Genomic DNA, 19,498 nt, shown 5'->3' with positions numbered 1-19,498 from the left:
ACCTGGACGACCGGAGCGTGACGACGCATCCGAGTGAGGAACCGATGTCTCGACTCAGCCGCGAGAAGAAGCGGGAACAGAACCGCGCCGGACACCCGGCCGCCGTGGTCGCACCGCTCGACGTCCATGTCCGTGCGGGCGGACCTGCGACGATAGGCGGCGTACCGGTCACCGCGGCCGACGGCGAGGAGATCCAGCACGCCGTCCTGAGCCACCTCCAGCGCATCGCCCTCGCCACCGGACACCCCGTCCTCGCCACCGTCCACGACGAACGCATCGGCTACGTCGTCCCCCTCCGCGTCGAACCGGACGGCTCCAGCCACTTCACGGCCGAACCCCTGCGCACCCCGCTCCCGCCGGTTCCTCCGAACGAGCGACACCAGGAAACGGCACCCGCGCCCCAGGCACTCGCGCCCCAGGCACCCGCGCCCCAAGCGGCCACGCCCCAGGCACCCGTGCCCCACACGCCCACGGCCTCGGCGCCAGAAGCCGCTGCCGCCGCCGCGGAACCCCGTCGGGACAAGCCCACCCACGTCCTACGACAGGTGCAGACCCCCGAGCCGCAGGACGCCGTCCCGCCCGCGCCCCCGGCTCCGGCCCCCGGCACGGTCGTAGCCCCCACGGGAGTCTTCGGCCCGCCTCCGGCGATGGACCGACGCCCGGAACCCGAGCCGACCGCCGCCCCGGACCGCACCCCGCACCTCGCCCCGGCCTTCGGGCCGACCCCCGAGCCGGAGCCCAAGCCGCTCCTCACCCCCGAACCCGAACCGGTGGTCGACGCCGATCCCGACCCCAAGCCCACCCCCGCCCGAGGGTTCGACGCCGTGGCGGAGGCGGTCCTCGGGGACGACCCCCGTACCCTCCCCGGCGACGGCGGTGCGCCCGCCCTCCTGGGGGAACCGATGGCGCAGATCAACGAGGCGGTACGGGCCGGCCGGATAGACGTGGCCGCCGGGCTCGCCGAGCGGACGGTTCTGGAGGCCTCGGGCACGCTGGGGCCGGAGCACCCCGAGGTGCTCCGGCTCCGTGAACTGAGCGCCTACATCGCCTACTTGGCGGGCGACCCGCTCCACGCCTTCCATGTCTCCCTCGACCTGGCCCGGATCCGCCGCCGCACCCGCGACGGCGAGGCCGCGTACGGCAACGTCCAGAGCGCGGCGGCGGCCTGGCGGGCCGTACGCGACCCCTTGCAGGGCCTGAACCTGGGGACCGAACTCCTCGGCCTGTGGACGGAGCTGACCACGGAGGACGGACCGGCCGCCGACGACGTCGAACAGCTGGAGTCGGCCCGCGCCCGCATGGTCCGGCTGGCCGAACGGGCCCGTAAGGCAGGCCGGTAGGCCCGGCCGGGAAGAATTCGGTCAGAAGAGCCGGTTCAGCGGGGCCTGCTCAGGGGGTCGACAAGGTCCACACCGCGTACGCCAGGGCGTCCGCGTTGCGGTCCAGGGCGGTGTCGTTGATGTTGGCGGTGGTGTCGCAGGAGGAGTGGTAGCAGCGGTCGAAGGCCTGTCCGGCCGTACCGCCCCACTTGGCCGCCTGCGCCGCCGTCTTGACGTAGTCGGCGCCGCTGAACAGGCCGCCCACCGGCACGCCCGCGTTCTTGAAGGGCGCGTGGTCGGAGCGGCCGTCGCCCTCGGTCTCGATCTCCGTCGGGACACCGAGCCCGGCGAAGTAGTCCTTGAAGGTCTTCTCGATGGTCGGGTCGTCGTCGTAGACGAAGTAGCCGGGGTTCGGCGAGCCGATCATGTCGAAGTTGAGGTAGCCGCTGATGCGGGAGCGGTTCGCCGAGGAGAGGTTGTTGACGTAGTACCGCGATCCGACCAGGCCCAGCTCCTCCGCCCCCCACCAGGCGAACCGCAGATGCTTGGTGGGCTGGTAGCCGGACCGGGCCACGGCGAGGGCGGTCTCCAGGAGGGCCGCCGAACCGGAGCCGTTGTCGTTGATGCCCGCCCCGGACGTGACGCTGTCGAGGTGGGACCCGGCCATGAGGACCTGGTTGGTGTCGCCGCCGGGCCGGTCGGCGATCAGGTTGTAGCCGGTGCGGCCGGAGGAGGTGAACTGCTGGACGGTGGTGGTGTAACCGGCGGCGTCCAGCTTGGCCTTCACATAGTCCAGCGAGGCCTTGTAACCGGCCCGGCCGTGGGCGCGGTTGCCGCCGTTGGCGGTGGCGATGGACTGCAGCTGGGTCAGGTGCGCCTTGACGTTGGCCACCGGGATGTCGGGAGCGGCGGCGAGGGCGGCGGACCCGGGCGCGGGCGCCGCGCCCGCTATCGATCCACCGGTCAGGAGCATGACAACCGAGGCGGCGCCGGCGACCGCCGTACGTCGTGAAACGGGGAGCTTCATGTGGGGGGCTCCGAATTCCTCGGCAATCACCGGATCACAGTGATTGCACAGCGAATGGGGTCCCAGGATGGTGAACTCGCCGCTGACGACGCGTCAAGAGCGATAACTGGACAGCGGATTCACATACCGGACACCGGGATCCCTTTCGGCGCCCCCTACTGCACGCAGAACTCGTTCCCTTCGGGGTCCGCCATCACCACCCACTCCCCGGAGGGCTCCTTCACCTCCCGCAGGACGCTCGCACCCAGCGCCGTCAGCCGCTCGACCTCCGCGACCCGCTGCCCCGCCCCGGTGTGCAGATCCAGATGGAGCCGGTTCTTGACGGTCTTCGCCTCCGGTACCCGCTGGAACAGCAGCCGCCGCCCGCGCCCGGTTCCGCTGTCGGTGTCGTACGGGTCCTGCGGATGCCGTACGGCGATGAGGTCCCGGAAGGCGAGCCGGCCGTGGAACTCCACGGTCGCCGCCCCCGGCAGCGCGCCGGCCGCCAGCAACTGCTCGATGAGCGCGCTGTTGTCCTCCACCGCGTAGTGCAGCGCACCGGCCCAGAAGTCGGCCTGCGCATGCGGATCGGCGGCGTCGATGACGAGCTTCCAGTGAAGGGGGGTCGGTGTCTCGGTCATGAGACCCACTTAACCAGCCGCCACCGACATTCAGGCCGAGCCCGGACCGGAACCAGCCCGTCCGGCGGGCGAGGACGAGGCCCCATGAGGGCCGAACGGGGGTCTGGGGGGGGGCGGAGCCCCCAGGTCACACGTCCACTGCGGCGGGCGGCGCCGAGGAAACCCGCGGTACCTCGATCGCCCTCGGCCTCCGCGCGGAGCGCCACGCGTCCGCGGTCAGCAGCACCAGCGCCAGCCACACCAGCCCGAACCCGGCCCACCGTTCGGCCGGCATCTCCTCACCGAAGTACAGAACGCCCAGCAGGAACTGGAAAACCGGCGCCAGATACTGCAGCAGCCCCAGCGTGGACAGCGGCACCCGGATCGCCGCCGCGCCGAAGCACACCAGGGGCAGCGCGGTCACGATCCCCGTGGAGGCGAGCAGGGCCGAGTGGCCGGCGCCCTCGCCGGTGAACGTGGAGTCGCCCTGCGCCGACAGCCAGAGCAGAAAGCCCAGCGCGGGCAGGAACTGAACGGCGGTCTCCGCGGCCAGCGACTCGACCCCGCCGAGGTTGACCTTCTTCTTCACCAGGCCGTAGGTGGCGAAGGAGAACGCGAGACAGAGGGAGATCCACGGCGGACGGCCGTATCCGATGGTCAGCACGAGCACCGCCGCGAACCCGACACCGACCGCCGCCCACTGCGCGGGCCGCAGCCGTTCCTTGAGGATCAGCACGCCGATCGCGATGGTGACGAGGGGGTTGATGAAGTACCCGAGCGAGGCCTCCACCACGTGCCCGGAGTTCACGGCCCAGATGTAGACGCCCCAGTTCACGGTGATGACGGACGCGGCGATCACCACCAGACCGAGCCGGCGCGGCTGCCGCAGCAGCTCCCCGGCCCACGCCCAGCGCCGTACGACGGCCAGGGCGGCGGCGACGAAGGCGAGGGACCACACCATGCGGTGGGCGAGGATCTCCACCGAGCCGGCGGGCTTGAGCAGGGGCCAGAACAGCGGGACGAGCCCCCACATCCCGTACGCCGCGAAGCCGTTCAGCAGGCCTATCCGGCCCTCACCCTTCGACGACCCGGCCACGGGCTCCTCCTTCTCGCGTCCTCACGCGCCTTCACGCACGCGTGCTCGAAGGTAACGCCGAGCGCCCCCGGCTGTCATGCCCGTATCGCAATACGGTCATGACAGCCGGGGGTGGGAAGGATCAGTGCTGGTCAGGAGACCCGAAGGCGCCCGGTGTCAGCCCTTGAGCGCGGCCGTGATCGCCTCCGCGAGCGGCGTGGTCGGGCGGCCGGCCAGCCGGGACAGGTCGCCGCTGGAGACGACCAGCTCGCCCTTCTCGATCGACGCGTCGACACCGGCGAGGATCGCGGCGAACGGCTCGGGCAGCCCCGCGCCGGTCAGGATGCCGACGAGCACCTCGGCGGGCACGGCGTTGTAGGCGATCTCCTTGCCGGTCTGCTTGCTCAGCTCGGCCGCGTACTCGGCGAAGCCCCACGCCTCGTCGCCGCCCAGCTCGTACGTCTTGTTCTCGTGGCCCTCGCCGGTCAGCACGGCCACGGCGGCGGCCGCGTAGTCGGCGCGGGAGGCGGAGGACACCCGGCCCTCACCGGCGGCCGCGACGACGGCGTTGTGCTCCAGGACCGGGGCGAGCTGCTCGGTGTAGTTCTCGTGGTACCAGCCGTTGCGCAGCAGCACGTACGGCACGCCGGAGGTGGTCAGCGCCTGCTCGGTGGCGCGGTGGTCGTCGGCCAGCGCGGCGGTCAGCGTGCCGGGGGCGCTGGTGTACGCGAGCAGTGCCACACCGGCGGCCTTTGCGGCGTCGATGACGACCTGGTGCTGGGCCGGGCGGCCCTTGTCGAACTCGTTGCCCGAGATCAGCAGGACCTTGTCGCCGGCCGCGAACAGGCCGTCGAAGGTCTCGGGGGTGTTGTAGTCGGCGATCGCGAGCTTGACTCCGCGGGCGGCGAAGTCGGCGGCCTTGGCCTCGTCGCGTACGACGGCCGTTATCTGCTCCGCGGGAACCTTTTCCAGCAGCTGCTCCACGACGTGGCGGCCGAGGTGTCCGGTGGCTCCGGTGACGACGATGCTCATGGCTGGGAAACTCCTTGGGGGGTTGCGGGTCTGCACTAACCCTAGGAGCAGCGCTAACTCAGCGAAAGTACCCACTTTGAAGTAAGGTACTGGTGTAGGGGTAAGTGAAGACGGCGAAGCCCGGAACCTCGCGGGTCCCGGGCTTCGTAGGTACCTTCGGGCCGGTGCCGCAGGCTCAGCCGACGACCGTCCAGGTGTCGCCGCCCGCCAGCAGCGCGGCCAGGTCGCCCTTGCCCTGCTGCTCGACGGCCGTGTCCAGCTGTTCGGCCATCTGGGTGTCGTAGACCGGCCGCTCGACGGAGCGCAGGACGCCGATCGGGGTGTTGTGCAGGGTGTCCGGGTCGGCGAGCCGGGAGAGCGCGAAGGCGGTCGTCGGGGACGCCGAGTGCGCGTCGTGGACCAGGATCTGCCCCTCGTTCTGCGGCGTGACGGCGACGACCGTCAGGTCGCCGGTCGCCGGATCCCGTACGACGCCCTTCTCCAGCCCGGCCCCGAAGCGGATCGGCCGCCCGTGCTCGAGGCGGATCACCGCCTCCTCGGCCCGCTGCTTGTCCTTGAGGGCGTCGAAGGCGCCGTCGTTGAAGATGTTGCAGTTCTGGTAGATCTCGATCAGCGCGGTGCCCTGGTGGGCGGCGGCCTGCCGCAGCACCTCCGTCAGGTGCTTGCGGTCGGAGTCGATGGTCCGCGCCACGAAGGACGCCTCCGCGCCGATCGCCAGCGACACCGGGTTGAAGGGCGCGTCCAGCGAGCCCATCGGCGTCGACTTGGTGATCTTGCCGACCTCGGAGGTGGGGGAGTACTGGCCCTTGGTGAGGCCGTAGATCCGGTTGTTGAACAGCAGGATCTTGAGGTTGACGTTCCGGCGCAGGGCGTGGATCAGATGGTTGCCGCCGATGGAGAGGGCGTCCCCGTCGCCCGTGACGACCCACACACTCAGATCCCGTCTGCTGGACGCCAGCCCGGTCGCGATGGCGGGGGCACGCCCGTGGATCGAGTGCATGCCGTACGTGTTCATGTAGTACGGGAACCGCGAGGAGCAGCCGATACCGGAGACGAAGACGATGTTCTCCCTGGCCAGCCCCAGCTCCGGCATGAAGCCCTGCACGGCCGCCAGGATCGCGTAGTCGCCGCAGCCCGGGCACCAGCGCACTTCCTGGTCGGACTTGAAGTCCTTCATGGACTGCCGGGCCTCGGCCTTGGGCACGAGGGAGAGCGCCTCGACCGCACCGCCCTGGCGTTCCGTTGACGTGTCAGTCATCGATGGCCTCCTTGAGCGCCGCGGCGAGCTGCTCCGCCTTGAACGGCATGCCGTTGACCTGGTTGTACGAGTGGGCGTCGACCAGGTACCTCGCCCGTACGAGGGTGGCGAGCTGGCCGAGGTTCATCTCCGGGATGACGACCTTGTCGTACGCCTTCAGCACCGCGCCGAGGTTGCGCGGGAACGGGTTCAGGTGCCGCAGATGCGCCTGCGCGATCGCCTCCCCGGCCGTCCGCAGCCGCCGTACGGCCGCGGTGATCGGCCCGTAGGTGGACCCCCAGCCCAGCACCAGGGTTCTCGCCCCGTGCGGGTCGTCGACGTCCAGGTCCGGGACGTCGATGCCGTCGATCTTGGCCTGCCGGGTGCGGACCATGAAGTCGTGGTTGGCCGGGGCGTAGGAGATGTTCCCCGTCCCGTCCTCCTTCTCGATGCCGCCGATCCGGTGTTCGAGCCCCGGTGTGCCCGGGATCGCCCACGGCCGGGCGAGCGTCTGCGGGTCCCGCTTGTACGGCCAGAAGACCTCGGTGCCGTCCTCCAGCGTGTGGTTCGGCCCCTGCGCGAACTGCACCCGCAGATCCGGCAGCTCGTCCAGCTCGGGGATCCGCCACGGCTCCGAACCGTTGGCCAGATAGCCGTCCGAGAGCAGCATCACCGGAGTGCGGTAGGCGAGGGCGATCCGCGCCGCCTCCAGGGCCGCGTCGAAGCAGTCGGCGGGGGTGCGGGGCGCGACGATCGGCACCGGCGCCTCGCCGTTGCGCCCGTACATCGCCTGGAGCAGATCCGCCTGCTCGGTCTTGGTGGGCAGCCCGGTCGACGGCCCGCCCCGCTGGATGTCGACCACCAGCAGCGGCAGCTCCAGCGAGACGGCGAGCCCGATGGTCTCCGACTTCAGCGCCACACCGGGGCCACTCGTCGTCGTGACGGCGAGGGACCCCCCGAAAGCGGCCCCCAGCGCGGCGCCGATGCCGGCGATCTCGTCCTCGGCCTGGAAGGTGCGCACACCGAAGTTCTTGTGCCGGCTCAGCTCATGCAGGATGTCGGAGGCCGGGGTGATCGGGTACGACCCCAGGAACAGCGGCAGATCGGCCTGCCGCGAGGCGGTGATCAGCCCGTACGCCAGAGCCAGGTTCCCGGAGATGTTCCGGTAGGTGCCGACGGGGAAGGCCGTGGCAGCCGGAGCCACCTCGTAGCTGACGGCGAAGTCCTCGGTCGTCTCCCCGAAGTTCCACCCGGCGCGGAAGGCCGCGATGTTGGCCGCCGCGATGTCGGGCTTCTTGGCGAACTTCGACCTCAGGAACCTCTCCGTGCCCTCGGTGGGCCGGTGGTACATCCATGACAGAAGGCCGAGCGCGAACATGTTCTTGCTGCGCTCGGCCTCCTTGCGGGTGAGGTCGAATTCCTTGAGAGCCTCGACGGTCAGCGTGGTCAGCGGGACCGGGTGGAGCTGGTAACCGTCGAGGGAACCGTCCTCCAGCGGCGAGGCCGCGTACCCCACCTTCTGCATCGCCCGCTTGGTGAACTCGTCCGTGTTCACGATGATCTCCGCACCGCGCGGCACATCCCCGATGTTGGCCTTCAGGGCCGCCGGATTCATCGCGACCAGCACATTGGGCGCATCACCCGGGGTGAGGATGTCGTGGTCGGCGAAGTGCAGCTGGAACGAGGAGACGCCGGGGAGGGTGCCGGCGGGCGCGCGGATCTCGGCGGGGAAGTTCGGCAAGGTGGAAAGGTCGTTGCCGAACGACGCCGTCTCCGAGGTGAAGCGGTCGCCGGTGAGCTGCATACCGTCACCCGAGTCCCCCGCGAACCTGATGATCACCCGGTCGAGACGGCGTACGTCCTTCGCCGTCGCGCCCGGTTTGCGCTGCTCTCCCACGACGGTGCCGTCGGCCTGCTCGGCCTGCCCGGTCTGTCCCGTTGCGCTGCTGACCCGACTGGTCACTGAACTGGACCTCCCTCGAGGTGGCTGTCCCGGAGGGGCCTTCCCGAAGGCCCCCCTGGATCAACCCTACGTCTGTAAGGGTGCCCTTCCCTCGGCCATTGCTATAACCGTCACGGCGATCACGGTCATGATCCCCACGACGGTCACGGCCCGGAGACGATCCGGCACCCGGACTTGCCATGATTTCCCGCCCCCCGGCGTCACTCCGGCAGACGCACCGGCCGATCGCCCTGGTTCACGACAAGAACAGCACCCGACGACTGGCACAGGCACAGTGCCACTCCGTCACGAATTGAGGTAGGTGAGCACCGCGAGAACCCGACGGTGATCCCCGTCACTCGGCGACAGCCCGAGCTTCAGGAAGATATTGCTGACGTGCTTCTCGACGGCCCCGTCGCTGACGACCAGCTGCTTGGCGACGGCGGAGTTCGTCCGCCCCTCGGCCATCAGTCCCAGCACCTCCCGCTCACGCGGAGTGAGCCCCGCGAGGACGTCCTGCTTACGACTCCGCCCGAGCAGCTGGGCGACGACCTCGGGATCCAGCGCGGTACCCCCCTGGGCCACCCGCACCACCGCGTCCACGAACTCCCGCACCTCGGCCACCCGGTCCTTGAGCAGATACCCCACCCCGTGACTGGATCCGGCCAGCAGTTCGGTGGCGTACCTTTCCTCCACGTACTGCGACAGCACCAGCACCCCGAGTCCCGGATGCGCCTTGCGCAGCAGTACGGCGGCCCGCACGCCCTCGTCGGTATGGGTGGGCGGCATCCGCACATCGGCGACGACGACATCGGGCAACGCCCCCTCGTCGTCGAGCTCGGTGATGGTCTTGACGAGCGCGTCGGCGTCCCCGACCCCCGCGACGACCTCGTGCCCCCGGTCGGTGAGCAACCGGGTCAGCCCCTCTCTCAACAGCACCGAATCCTCGGCGATGACCACCCGCACCCTGTCCTCCACGCTCCCGGCCCCCCAGCCGTCCACCCGTTGTGCCGAACACCCCCAGCATTCCAGCAACGGGCCGGTCCGCGCCCGGCAATGGGCCCGCACCTAAGGAGGACGACGAGAAGGCGGTGCTGCTTGGCCGAGGGGCGGTGTTCCCAGCCCGTCGGACGGTGCTGTCCGGCGTTCGAGGACGAGGTCCGTTCAGGGCGGGACCCACCCGCGCCCACCCTCACCTCAGCCCCGCCACGGCAACTCCGCGGTAACCCTCGTGGGCCCGCCCACCGGCGAATCCACCACCAGAATCCCGTCCACCGCGTCCAACCGCTCCGCGAGCCCCGCCAACCCCGACCCGCCGGAGCCCCCCGCACCGCCCACCCCGTCATCCACCACCTGCAACATCAACCGGTCCGCCACCCGCCACACATCCACCGACGCCGACCGGGCCCCACTGTGCTTACTGATGTTCTGCAGCAACTCCGACACCGTGAAGTAAGCGATCCCCTCGATCGCCGCCACCGGCCGGGACTCCAGATCCACCTCCACCCGCACCGGAACGGCACACCGCGACGCCACCGCCGACAACGCCGCGTCCAGCCCCCGGTCCGTCAGCACCGCGGGATGGATCCCCCGCGCCAGATCCCGCAGCTCCTGCAGCGCCGTCTTCACCTCGCCGTGCGCCTCGTCCACCATCCGCGCCGCCGCCCGCGGATCCTCCCGCACCTTCTCCTTCGCCAGCCCCAGATCCATCGCCAGCGCCACCAGCCGAGCCTGCGCGCCATCGTGCAGATCCCGCTCGATCCGCCGCAGATCCGCCGCCGCCGTATCCACCACGACCCCCCGGTCCGACTCCAGCTCCACCACCCGCGACGCCAGCCGCGAGGGCCCCAGCAGCCCGTGCACCAGCAGCCGGTCCACCGTCGTCAGCGCCCGCACGATCCACGGCGTGGCCAGCGTGACCAGCAGCCCCACCAACGCCGTGACGGTGATCTCGAACGGGTTGTCCAGATACACCTGGTGCTGCTCGTCGCCGTACAGCTGAAGCCCGCCCTGCCCGCCGTACATCGGGAAGGACCAGAACCACAGCGGATACGTCAGCATCGTCCACCCGAACGCCCAGACGGTGACCGTGACGCAGAACGAGAACACCGCCCACGGGAACTGCACCAGCACGAACAGCACATGCCGCCACGACGCCCCGCTCCTCAGGACGGCACCCATCCACGCCATCGCCCCACCCCGGCCGTTCTTGCCCCGCACCCGCAACGGCTCGGGATCCCGCACCTCCAGCCCCAGCAGCCCCCGCGCCCGCGCCCGCTCCAGCACCCCGAACCCCCGGCACGCGGCCAGCCCCGCCGCCAGCACCGGGATGCCGAGGAACGTCACCAGCAGCCCCGCCCCGGCCGACAGCATGGTCACCGTGAAGACGAACAGCACCACACTGACCGGAAACCCGAGCAGCACATAGGCCAGCTCACGCCAGTGCCGCGCGCTGAGCGGCTCACGCAGGGCGGTCGGCAGCCGATGCCGCCGGGCGCCGTACTCCCCGTACGGCCCCTCGTACTCCCCGTACGGCATCCGGTCCTCCCCGTCGTAACGCCCGTACTGTCCGTACTGAGTGGCCATCGGCGTCGTCCGTCCTACTCGTCTCCAGCGCCCGCCCGTCGCGCAGCCGCCCTGCCCACCTTCACCCTCCTCGGCGCCGCCCCGACGGACCATGGAGTCCGTCGGCGTCTTGAAAGGGGGGTTTTCCCCACCCCGCCGTCACCGCTGCTCCTCCCGCTCCCGCCAGGGCAACTCCGCCGTCACCGTCGTAGGACCCCCCACCGGCGACTCCACCACGAACACCCCGTCGACGGCGTCCAGCCGCTCCGCGAGCCCCCGCATCCCCGTCCCCCCGTCGAGACTCGCCCCGCCCCGGCCGTCGTCCCCCACCTGGATGAGCAGCCGGTCGTCCGTCCGCCACACGTCCACCGACGCCGACCGCGCCCCACTGTGCTTGCTGACGTTCTGCAGCAGCTCGGAGACGGTGAAGTAGGCGATGCCCTCGATGGCCGGCGCCGGTCTGAACTCCAGATCGACGGTCACCTTCACCGGCACCGTGCACCGCGACGCCACCGACGACAGCGCCGCGTCCAGCCCCCGGTCCGTGAGCACCGCGGGATGAATCCCGCGCGCCAGATCCCGCAACTCCTGCAGCGCGAGCTTCACCTCGCCGTGCGCCTCCTCCACCATCGCCGCGACGGCGTCGTCGGCCCGGCCCTCCAGCAGCTTCTCCTTCGCCAGCCCCAGCCCCATCGCCAGATTGACCAGCCGCGCCTGCGCCCCGTCGTGCAGATCCCGCTCGATGCGCCGCAGATCCGCGGCCGCCGTGTCCACCACCACACCCCGGTCCGACTCCAGCTCCGCGATCCGCCGCTCCAGCTCGTCCGACGGCGACAGCAGCGCCCGCGCCATCGCCCGGTCCGCGTTGGTCAGGCCCCGCGCCAGATAGGGAAGAAGGGGCCACAGCACGAACAGGGCGGGAAGGACGAGGGAGAAGGTGAGAATGCCCCAGGGCAGCCGGATGAAGTCGTAGAGCACCGTGCGCCAGGCCACCGGGTCCTTCAGCATCAGCCACATTCGCGCGACGGGCCCGCCCGCCCGGCGCAGCGGCAGCGGGCTCGGCTCGTCGATCCGCGTCCCCAGCAGCAGCCGCGCCCGCCCCCGCTCGAACCGGCCCACCAGCCGGGCGCCCGCCAGCCCCAGCGCGAGCAGCGGCAGCCCGACCACCGTGAGGGTCAGCGATGCGCCGATGAACAACACCGTCATCACATAGGTGAAGCCGAACAGCGACATCGGCAGGTTCGCCAGGAGATGCGCGATCTCCTTCCACGTCTGCGCGTCGAGAGCGGGACGAAGCGGCGGCAGACCGCCGTCCTGCTGGTGCCGCCGGCGATCGCCGGGCTGGTGGGAAGTGGTCATATGGGTTAGCGTGCCGCGCCGCGCGGCCCCGCGCCATGAGGTTCGCCGCCCCCGTCCACGGGGGAAAACCCCCGCCCCGCCGTCCGAGGCGTGACGGGCTGCTTACCGTCCCTTTATCAGGGCCTAGACTCCGTGCGTACAGATCGTCGAAGCGGCCAGAGTGGCCGAAGAAGCCGAAGAGGCTGAGGTCAGGGAGCGAGGGACGGACGTGCGGGAACCGACCGTCGAGATCGCGGCGGACTACTTCCGGTCGTATTCGGTCGTCGGACTGCTCGCCGTCGTCGGCGTGCTGTTCGTCGCGGTCGCCTTCGGCGCCGGACGCCTGCTGCGCCCGGTGGTGCCGACCCCCGAGAAACTCCTGACGTACGAGTGCGGCGTCGACCCCGTCGGCGAGGGCTGGGCCCACACCCAGGTCCGCTACTACGTCTACGCCTTCCTCTATGTCATCTTCGCCGTCGACTCGATCTTCCTGTTCCCCTGGGCGACGGTGTTCGCCGCCCCCGGCTACGGCGCGACGACCCTCGTGGAGATGTTCATCTTCCTCGGCTTCCTCGCCGTAGGCCTGCTGTACGCATACAAGAAGGGCGTCCTGACATGGACGTGAACCCCTCTCCCGCCACCGAGCCGGTGCTGCTTCCCGAGCCGAAGCGTCTGGGCGCCCTCGCCCGCCTCGCGCCCGAGCCGATGAAGGTCGTCCTCAACTGGGGCCGCCGCTACTCGCTCTGGGTCTTCAACTTCGGCCTCGCCTGCTGCGCGATCGAGTTCATCGCCGCGTCGATGGCCCGCCACGACTTCATCCGGCTCGGCGTCATCCCCTTCGCGCCCGGCCCCCGCCAGGCCGACCTGATGGTCGTCTCCGGCACGGTCACCGACAAGATGGCCCCGGCCGTGAAACGTCTGTACGAGCAGATGCCCGAGCCGAAGTACGTCATCTCCTTCGGCGCGTGCAGCAACTGCGGCGGCCCGTACTGGGACTCGTACTCCGTGACGAAGGGCGTCGACCAGATCATCCCCGTCGATGTCTACGTCCCCGGCTGCCCGCCCCGCCCCGAGGCGCTTCTCCAGGGGATCCTCAAACTCCAGGAGAAGATCGCCCGCGAGTCCCTGGGCGAGCGCTACGGCACCTCCCGCCCGTCGCCGGCCGCCCTGCAGAGCGCCCTGGTGAAGCCGCCCACCGTAGAGGGGAACGCGGGATGACCGCGACCGGCTGGCTGCCTGCCCCCGTCGAGGACCTCTTCGGCACGGACGCCACGGCCGAGGAGTCCTACGCCGTCCTGACCGTCGACGTCCCGCCGGCGTCCTGGATCACTGCCCTGCGGACCGCACGCGACGAACTCTCCTGCACCTACTTCGACTGGTTGAGCGCCGTAGACGAACCGGGCACCGGCTTCCGCGTCTCGGCGCACGTCGTCGCCCTCGCCCCGGTCCGCCGTCTGCTCCTGCGCACCACGGTCCCGCACGAGGCACCGACCCTCGCCTCCGCCGTCGGCGTCTACGCAGGTGCCGCCTGGCACGAACGCGAGACCCACGAAATGTTCGGCGTCAGCTTCGAGGGCCACCCCTCCCTGGACCACCTCCTCCTCCCCGAGAACTTCGAAGGTCACCCCCTGCGCAAGGACTTCGTCCTCGCGGCCCGGGTCGCCAAGGCCTGGCCCGGCGCCAAGGAACCGGGGGAGCCCGCGGCGGGTGCGGCACACGGCGCCCCCAAGCGCCGCCAGATGCTGCCCCCCGGCGTCCCCGACCCGAACGAATGGGGCCCCCTCAAGGGCCAGCTCCCACCCGCCCCCGCCCGCCCGGCCCGCGGAGCGGCGACGGGCCGCGCCGCGGCGGACCGCCCCGCCCGAGCAGCGACCGGCGAACGCCCGGTCCGCCGCGCCCGTACGGCGGCACAGGGCTCGGCCAGCCAGACAGCACCGACGACCCCCCGGACGCCGGCGGCGGAACCCGCCACACCCGAAGCGGAAACCGGTGCCCCCTCGGACACCGCACCGACTCCCGCGGCTCCCGGGGTCCCCGCCGGCCCGCGCCGGTCGAGAAGCGCAACCGGAGGCTCGACCTCCCAACGCGAGACCACGGCAGCCACGCAGAGCCCGGCAGACACGCAGAGCCCGGCAGGCCCGCAGAGCCCGGCAGCCACGCAGAGCCCGGCAGGCACGCAGAGCCCGGCGGGTCCGGAAGGCAGCGGGGGCTCGGCCCGCCCGGCAGGCCCAGAAGGGAGCGAGGGCAGCGGGAGTTCGGCCGGCCCGGCAGGCACCGCAGGCACGGCAGGCTCCGCAGGCACCGAAAGCACGGAGCCCCCGGCCGTACCAGGCGCTGCCGAGACGGCCCCGGCGCCCGGCGACGCCCCGTCCGGCCCGCGCCGCTCCCGCAGCGCATCCCAGGGCTCGGCCTCGCAGCGCACCCAGCCGCCGAGCCAGACCCCCGGCACCCCGACCCGCCCCGCCACGGGTCCCCGCAGCTCCGACGCCCCCTGGCACCACGCCCGCCCGGCCTTCGAGGAACCGGAGCCGGGGCCGACCCGGAAACAGCCGGCGCCACAGCCGCAGCCGAAGCCTGAGGCGAAGGAGCCGACACCGGAGCGGAGGCCCCAGCAGCCGGAACTCAAGGCCGAGCCCGAGCAGAGCGCCGAGGAGCCGGAGCCCGGGCCGGAGACCAAGCAGACCCCCGAAACCCCGTCAGGAGGCCCGCAGTGAACGACGCCCTGCGACTCCTGCTCGTCTTCGTCGTCTTCCTCACCTTCCCTCTGATCGTCGGTCAGACCGAGCACAAGGTCATGGCCCATATGCAGGGCCGCCTCGGCCCGATGTACGCCGGCGGCTTCCACGGCTGGGCCCAGCTCATCGCGGACGGCGTGAAGTTCGCGCAGAAGGAGGACGTGGTCCCCGCGGGCGCGGACCGCCGTATCTTCCAGCTCGCCCCGGCCGTCGCCCTGCTCCCGTACCTCCTCGTCCTCCTCGCCATCCCGATCGGCCCCGGCGAGGGCGCCGTCGGCCAGGTCCTGGACGCGGGTGTCTTCTTCGTCCTCGCGGTGATGGGCGTCGGCGTCCTCGGCTCCCTCATGGCCGGCTGGGCCAGCGCCAACAAGTTCTCCCTCCTCGGCGGCCTGCGCACCGCCGCCCAGCTCCTCGCCTACGAACTCCCGATGCTCCTCACCGCCGCCTCGGTGGCGATGGCGGCCGGCACGGTCTCCCTGCCCGGCATCGTCGACGCCTTCGAGTGGTGGTGGCTGCCCTGGCAGATCACCGGTGCGATCGTCTTCTTCGTCGCCGGCCTCGCCGAACTCCAGCGCCCGCCCTTCGACATGCCGGTCGCCGACTCTGAGATCATCTTCGGCGCGTACACCGAGTACACCGGCCTGCGTTTCGCTCTCTTCCTCCTCGCCGAGTACGCGGGGATCGTGGTCCTGTGCGGCCTGACCACCGTCCTCTTCCTGGGCGGCTGGCACGGCCCCTGGGGCGCCGACGGCCTCGGCTGGGTCTGGACCCTGCTGAAGACCGCCGTCCTCGCCTTCCTCGTCATCTGGCTGCGCGTCACCTACCCGCGCCTGCGCGAGGACCAGCTCCAGAAGCTCTCCTGGACCCTCCTCGTCCCCCTCTCCCTCGCCCAGATCGCCCTCACCGGCGTCGTGAAGGTGGTGATCCAGTAACCATGGCTCCGATCCCCGGCAGCGGCCTGGCCAAGGGCCTGGCCGTCACCCTCCGCACGATGACGAGGAAGTCCGTCACCGAGCAGTACCCGGACGCCCAGCCGGAGCTCCCGCCCCGCACCCGAGGCGTCATCGGCCTGTTCGAGGAGAACTGCACGGTGTGCATGCTCTGCGCCCGTGAGTGCCCCGACTGGTGCATCTACATCGACTCCCACAAGGAGACGGTCCCGCCCGCCGCGCCCGGCGGCCGCGAGCGCAGCCGCAACGTCCTCGACCGCTTCGCCATCGACTTCTCCCTGTGCATGTACTGCGGTATCTGCATCGAGGTCTGTCCTTTCGACGCCCTGTTCTGGTCTCCGGAGTTCGAGTACGCCGAGACCGACATCCATGACCTCACCCACGAGCGGGACAAGCTCCGCGAGTGGATGTGGACGGTCCCGGCCCCGCCCGCTCTCGACCCCGCCGCCGAGGAGCCCAAGGAGATCGCCGCCGCCCGCAAGACGGCGGAGAAGCTCGCCGCGGCCCAAGCCGAACCCGCCGACCCTGCGGAATCAGCCGCAGGTCCCTCGGAACCAACCACCGGCCCGGCGAAGCCCACCGGCCCAGCCGGCTCCGCCAGCCCCGCCGACCCGCAGGGAGGAGAGTCGTGATCCTCGCCGAAGCGCCCCAAGGCTTCCTCTCCCCGACCGGTGTCGAGATCGCCTTCCTCCTTGTCGGCCTGGCCACCTTCGGCGCCGCCCTGATCACCGTGACCACCCGGCAACTGGTGCACGCCGCCCTGTGGCTGGTGGTCGCCCTCGGCGGGATCGCCGTGGAGTACCTGCTGCTCACCGCCGAGTTCATCGCCTGGGTGCAGGTCCTCATCTACGTCGGTTCCGTAGTCGTCCTCCTTCTCTTCGGTCTGATGCTCACCAAGGCCCCCATCGGCCGCTCCCCGGACGCCGACTCCGGCAACCGCTGGGCCGCCCTCACGGTCGCCGTCGCCGCGGCCGCCGCACTGGTCTGGGTGGTCGTCGACGCCTTCCGCACCACCTGGATCGACCTGGACGGCCCCGCCGCCGGCTCCACCGAGGTCACCGGAGCCAGCCTCTTCCAGAACTGGGTCCTTCCCTTCGAAGCCCTCTCCGTCCTCCTCCTCGCGGCCCTGGTCGGCGCGATCGTCCTGTCCCGCAAGGCGAAGGGGGAGTCGAGCTCTCCCCCCGTGAACGCACGGACCGCCACGGAGAGTTCCCCACCGGACACGGAGAGTGCAAGGAAAACCGGGAATTCCCCATCCGTTCCTGACGCCCGGGCAAACCCGGCCGAGCAGGAAGGCGCCCGCTGATGCACCTCGCCTACCCGGCCGTCCTGGCCGCCCTCCTCTTCTGCACCGGCCTGTACGGCGTCCTCGCCCGCCGCAACGCGATCCTGGTCCTGATGTCGGTCGAGCTGATGCTCAACGCCGTCAACCTCAACCTGGTCGCCTTCGACGTCTGGCTCAGCAGGGCGGCCGAGGAGACCCTGCACTCCGGCCAGGCACTGACCCTGTTCACCATCGCCATCGCCGCCGCCGAGATCGGCATCGGTCTGGCGATCGTCCTCGCCGTGTACCGCAGCCGCGGCACCTCGGACATCGACAAACTCCGCGACACCGCCGAGGGCCACGAGACCGACACCGCCACGACCGAGCCGGGCGCCGAGAAGGCTGAGGCCACCGCGTGACCACGACCACCCTCGCCGTACTCGTCCCCCTCCTTCCGTTCCTCGGCGCGGCCGCCGGCCTGCTCCTGGGCCGTACGGCCCCCGGCTTCGTCCGGCCCCTGGCCGTCCTGCCGACCCTCACCTCCCTCGTCCTGGCCGTGGTCGTCGCCCTGCGCCAGGGCGGGGACGCCGCCATCAACGCGGCCACCGAACTCACACCCACGGGCTCGATCCCCATCGAGCTCGCCCTGAACATCGACGGCTTCGCCGCCCTGGTCGCCGTCCTGGTCGGCACCGTCGCCACCTGTGTGCAGATCTACTCGACCGGCTATCTCCGCGAGGACCCGCGCTACCCGTCCTACGCCGCGCTCGTCTCCCTGTTCACCTCCGCGATGTTCCTGGTCGTCTACTCCGGCGACCTGATCGTGCTGCTGGTCGGCTGGGAGGTCATGGGCATCTGCTCCTACTTCCTCGTCGGCCACTACTGGGAGACCCCCGAGGCCCGCGCCGCCTCCATCAAGGCCTTCCTCGTCACCAAGCTCGGTGACGTCCCCTTCCTCATCGGCCTGTTCGCCCTCGCCACCGACGCCGGCTCCTTCGAGATCACCAAGGTCCTCGGCGCCGTCGCCCACGGCGAGCTGGACCACCCGACCGTCGTCGCCCTGCTGCTCCTGGCGGGCGTGGCCGGCAAGTCGGCGCAGTTCCCGCTGCACACCTGGCTCCCCGACGCCATGGCGGGTCCGACGCCCGTCTCGGCGCTGATCCACGCCGCGACGATGGTCGCCGCCGGTGTCTATTTCATCGCCCGTCTCCTCCCGGTCTTCGAGGCCTCCGCGGCCGCGATGGTCGTCCTCGCCGCGATGGCCGCCGTCACGATGGTCGGCTCCGGTCTCGCGGCGCTCGCGCAGGACGACATCAAGCGCGTCCTCGCCTACTCGACGATCGGCCAGCTCGGCTACATGACCGGCGCCCTCGCCGTCGGCGACCGCTCGGCCGCCGTCTTCCACCTCCTCTCGCACGGCGCCTTCAAGGCCCTGCTCTTCCTCGCGGCCGGCGTGATCATCCACGCCGCCGGCACCAACTCCCTCGCCGCCATGTCCCGCATGAGCCATCTGCGCGACCGCATCCCCGACGCCTACTGGACGATGACCGTGGCGCTCCTCGCGCTCGCCGCGATCCCGCCGTTCAGCGGCTTCTTCTCCAAGGAGTCCGTCCTCCGCGCCGCCGAACACGTCACCACCGGCCACACCGAGCACGCCCCCGGCGCCGCCGGCTGGCTGGTCCTCGTCGCCGGACTGCTCACCGCCCTCCTCACCGCCGCCTACGCGACCCGGCTGTGGCTGCTGGCCTTCCACGGCCGCGGCGCCGAAGCCCCAGACCACGGCCGCCAGCCCCTGACCATGACCGTCGTGCTGTGGATCCTGGCCGTCCCCTCCCTCGCCTTCGGAGCGTTCACCTACCGCAGGCTTCCCGACTGGTTCGACGGCGACGACCTCACCCCGACCCTCACCACCTCCGTGCTCGGCACGGGGCTCGCCCTGGCAGGTGTACTCGTCACCTACGCCGCCCGGCGCCACCTCACGGCGCTCGCCGCCCGCGTCCCGATCGGCGCGGTCGCCGCCCACCCCGAGGGCGACGCCGCCCAGGTGGAGGCGGAGGCGATCGCCACGCACACGCCCGCCTACGGAGACGTCGCCTCCGCGCCCGACCCGGCGGACCCCGGGCGGCTCCTGCTCGGCCCGCTGCACCGTCACGCGGCCGTCGGCTTCCACCTCGACGCCGTCTACCGGGCCTTGTTCGTCCGCCCTGTCCAGGCCGGTGCGAGCCTCGTCAGGTTCCTCGACCGCGAGGTCGTCGACACCTACGTACGCGGCGCGGGCACCCTGCCCCGCTGGCTCGGCACCGCCGTACGCCGCGCCCAGACCGGCAACGTCCAGACCTATGTGAGCGCGCTGCTCGCCGGCACCGTCGTCCTCGCGGTCGCCGCCCTTCTCGTCGCCACAGGAGCGTGAGCAGG

The 19,498-nt window shown here is 71.2% G+C and carries 18 protein-coding genes; 9 read left to right on the top strand and 9 right to left on the bottom strand.

Features of this window, described 5'->3' with window-relative positions; all coding sequences use genetic code 11:
* Nucleotides 1-44 precede the first annotated feature (44 nt).
* Nucleotides 45-1,340: a tetratricopeptide repeat protein gene (locus ACIBVL_RS19130; RefSeq protein ID WP_399098342.1), complete on the top strand. Its 1,296-nt coding sequence runs from the start codon at nt 45-47 to the stop codon at nt 1,338-1,340.
* Nucleotides 1,341-1,389: 49 nt separating this feature from the next.
* Here the strand turns inward: ACIBVL_RS19130 and ACIBVL_RS19125 are convergent, their stop codons facing one another.
* From ACIBVL_RS19125 to ACIBVL_RS19085, 9 genes are all read right to left on the bottom strand, one after another.
* On the bottom strand, nt 1,390-2,346 hold the full coding sequence (locus tag ACIBVL_RS19125) for a M28 family metallopeptidase (protein ID WP_399098341.1): 957 nt from the start codon (nt 2,344-2,346) through the stop codon (nt 1,390-1,392).
* Between the two features lie 155 nt (nt 2,347-2,501).
* Nucleotides 2,502-2,966, bottom strand: coding sequence for a VOC family protein (locus ACIBVL_RS19120; RefSeq protein ID WP_399098340.1), 465 nt, complete (start codon nt 2,964-2,966; stop codon nt 2,502-2,504).
* A 127-nt stretch (nt 2,967-3,093) separates the two neighbouring features.
* Nucleotides 3,094-4,041, bottom strand: a complete 948-nt coding sequence (rarD, locus tag ACIBVL_RS19115; RefSeq protein ID WP_399098339.1) for an EamA family transporter RarD — start codon at nt 4,039-4,041, stop codon at nt 3,094-3,096.
* Nucleotides 4,042-4,197: 156 nt separating this feature from the next.
* The gene (locus ACIBVL_RS19110; protein ID WP_399098338.1) at nt 4,198-5,052 is read right to left on the bottom strand and encodes an SDR family oxidoreductase; all 855 of its coding nucleotides are present in this window, start codon (nt 5,050-5,052) and stop codon (nt 4,198-4,200) included.
* Nucleotides 5,053-5,227: 175 nt separating this feature from the next.
* Nucleotides 5,228-6,310: a 2-oxoacid:ferredoxin oxidoreductase subunit beta gene (locus ACIBVL_RS19105; RefSeq protein ID WP_399098337.1), complete on the bottom strand. Its 1,083-nt coding sequence runs from the start codon at nt 6,308-6,310 to the stop codon at nt 5,228-5,230.
* Nucleotides 6,303-8,252: a 2-oxoacid:acceptor oxidoreductase subunit alpha gene (locus ACIBVL_RS19100; RefSeq protein WP_399098336.1), complete on the bottom strand. Its 1,950-nt coding sequence runs from the start codon at nt 8,250-8,252 to the stop codon at nt 6,303-6,305. The genes ACIBVL_RS19105 and ACIBVL_RS19100 overlap by 8 nt, the downstream gene beginning before the upstream one ends.
* A gap of 285 nt (nt 8,253-8,537) precedes the next feature.
* Nucleotides 8,538-9,209 carry a LuxR C-terminal-related transcriptional regulator gene (locus ACIBVL_RS19095; protein ID WP_399098335.1) on the bottom strand — a complete coding sequence of 224 codons (672 nt, stop codon included), beginning with the start codon at nt 9,207-9,209 and terminating at the stop codon, nt 8,538-8,540.
* 219 nt (nt 9,210-9,428) lie between these two features.
* Entirely contained in the window at nt 9,429-10,817 is a 1,389-nt protein-coding gene (locus tag ACIBVL_RS19090) for a sensor histidine kinase (RefSeq protein WP_399098334.1), read from the bottom strand.
* Between the two features lie 138 nt (nt 10,818-10,955).
* Complete coding sequence (locus ACIBVL_RS19085) at nt 10,956-12,155, bottom strand: sensor histidine kinase (RefSeq protein WP_399098333.1); 1,200 nt, start codon at nt 12,153-12,155, stop codon at nt 10,956-10,958.
* A 208-nt stretch (nt 12,156-12,363) separates the two neighbouring features.
* Here ACIBVL_RS19085 and ACIBVL_RS19080 point away from each other — a divergent pair, with 208 nt between their 5' ends.
* The 8 genes from ACIBVL_RS19080 to ACIBVL_RS19045 are packed head-to-tail and all read left to right on the top strand — an operon-like array spanning nt 12,364 to nt 19,493.
* Nucleotides 12,364-12,759 (top strand): NADH-quinone oxidoreductase subunit A, encoded by a 396-nt coding sequence (locus tag ACIBVL_RS19080; RefSeq protein ID WP_055637671.1) that lies wholly within the window; start codon nt 12,364-12,366, stop codon nt 12,757-12,759.
* Nucleotides 12,750-13,352: an NADH-quinone oxidoreductase subunit B gene (locus ACIBVL_RS19075; protein ID WP_399098332.1), complete on the top strand. Its 603-nt coding sequence runs from the start codon at nt 12,750-12,752 to the stop codon at nt 13,350-13,352. Before ACIBVL_RS19080 ends, ACIBVL_RS19075 begins: the two co-directional genes overlap by 10 nt.
* Nucleotides 13,349-14,848 (top strand): NADH-quinone oxidoreductase subunit C, encoded by a 1,500-nt coding sequence (locus ACIBVL_RS19070; RefSeq protein WP_399098331.1) that lies wholly within the window; start codon nt 13,349-13,351, stop codon nt 14,846-14,848. The genes ACIBVL_RS19075 and ACIBVL_RS19070 overlap by 4 nt, the downstream gene beginning before the upstream one ends.
* Complete coding sequence (locus ACIBVL_RS19065) at nt 14,845-15,801, top strand: NADH-quinone oxidoreductase subunit H (RefSeq protein WP_399098330.1); 957 nt, start codon at nt 14,845-14,847, stop codon at nt 15,799-15,801. The genes ACIBVL_RS19070 and ACIBVL_RS19065 overlap by 4 nt, the downstream gene beginning before the upstream one ends.
* Nucleotides 15,802-15,803: 2 nt before the next feature.
* Entirely contained in the window at nt 15,804-16,451 is a 648-nt protein-coding gene (locus tag ACIBVL_RS19060; protein WP_399098329.1) for a 4Fe-4S binding protein, read from the top strand.
* Nucleotides 16,448-17,125: an NADH-quinone oxidoreductase subunit J gene (locus tag ACIBVL_RS19055; protein ID WP_399098328.1), complete on the top strand. Its 678-nt coding sequence runs from the start codon at nt 16,448-16,450 to the stop codon at nt 17,123-17,125. Before ACIBVL_RS19060 ends, ACIBVL_RS19055 begins: the two co-directional genes overlap by 4 nt.
* Nucleotides 17,125-17,502 (top strand): NADH-quinone oxidoreductase subunit NuoK, encoded by a 378-nt coding sequence (gene nuoK, locus ACIBVL_RS19050; protein WP_399098327.1) that lies wholly within the window; start codon nt 17,125-17,127, stop codon nt 17,500-17,502. Before ACIBVL_RS19055 ends, nuoK begins: the two co-directional genes overlap by 1 nt.
* Complete coding sequence (locus ACIBVL_RS19045) at nt 17,499-19,493, top strand: NADH-quinone oxidoreductase subunit L (protein WP_399098326.1); 1,995 nt, start codon at nt 17,499-17,501, stop codon at nt 19,491-19,493. The genes nuoK and ACIBVL_RS19045 overlap by 4 nt, the downstream gene beginning before the upstream one ends.
* Nucleotides 19,494-19,498: the final 5 nt, after the last annotated feature.

It is taken from the genome of Streptomyces sp. NPDC049687, assembly GCF_044465285.1.
Lineage (GTDB): Bacteria > Actinomycetota > Actinomycetes > Streptomycetales > Streptomycetaceae > Streptomyces.
The sequence above is the reverse complement of the archived record's forward strand: the minus strand, read 5'-3'. Positions and strand labels throughout refer to the sequence as shown.

Bases quoted from the DNA above. Each gene is read 5' to 3' on its own strand.
- ACIBVL_RS19130 (WP_399098342.1), top strand. From the start codon at position 45: ATGTCTCGACTCAGCCGCGAGAAGAAGCGGGAACAGAACCGCGCCGGA.
- ACIBVL_RS19125 (WP_399098341.1), bottom strand. From the start codon at position 2,346: ATGAAGCTCCCCGTTTCACGACGTACGGCGGTCGCCGGCGCCGCCTCG.
- ACIBVL_RS19120 (WP_399098340.1), bottom strand. From the start codon at position 2,966: ATGACCGAGACACCGACCCCCCTTCACTGGAAGCTCGTCATCGACGCC.
- ACIBVL_RS19110 (WP_399098338.1), bottom strand. From the start codon at position 5,052: ATGAGCATCGTCGTCACCGGAGCCACCGGACACCTCGGCCGCCACGTC.
- ACIBVL_RS19105 (WP_399098337.1), bottom strand. From the start codon at position 6,310: ATGACTGACACGTCAACGGAACGCCAGGGCGGTGCGGTCGAGGCGCTC.
- ACIBVL_RS19090 (WP_399098334.1), bottom strand. From the start codon at position 10,817: ATGGCCACTCAGTACGGACAGTACGGGCGTTACGACGGGGAGGACCGG.
- ACIBVL_RS19085 (WP_399098333.1), bottom strand. From the start codon at position 12,155: ATGACCACTTCCCACCAGCCCGGCGATCGCCGGCGGCACCAGCAGGAC.
- ACIBVL_RS19075 (WP_399098332.1), top strand. From the start codon at position 12,750: ATGGACGTGAACCCCTCTCCCGCCACCGAGCCGGTGCTGCTTCCCGAG.
- ACIBVL_RS19070 (WP_399098331.1), top strand. From the start codon at position 13,349: ATGACCGCGACCGGCTGGCTGCCTGCCCCCGTCGAGGACCTCTTCGGC.
- ACIBVL_RS19060 (WP_399098329.1), top strand. From the start codon at position 15,804: ATGGCTCCGATCCCCGGCAGCGGCCTGGCCAAGGGCCTGGCCGTCACC.
- nuoK (WP_399098327.1), top strand. From the start codon at position 17,125: ATGCACCTCGCCTACCCGGCCGTCCTGGCCGCCCTCCTCTTCTGCACC.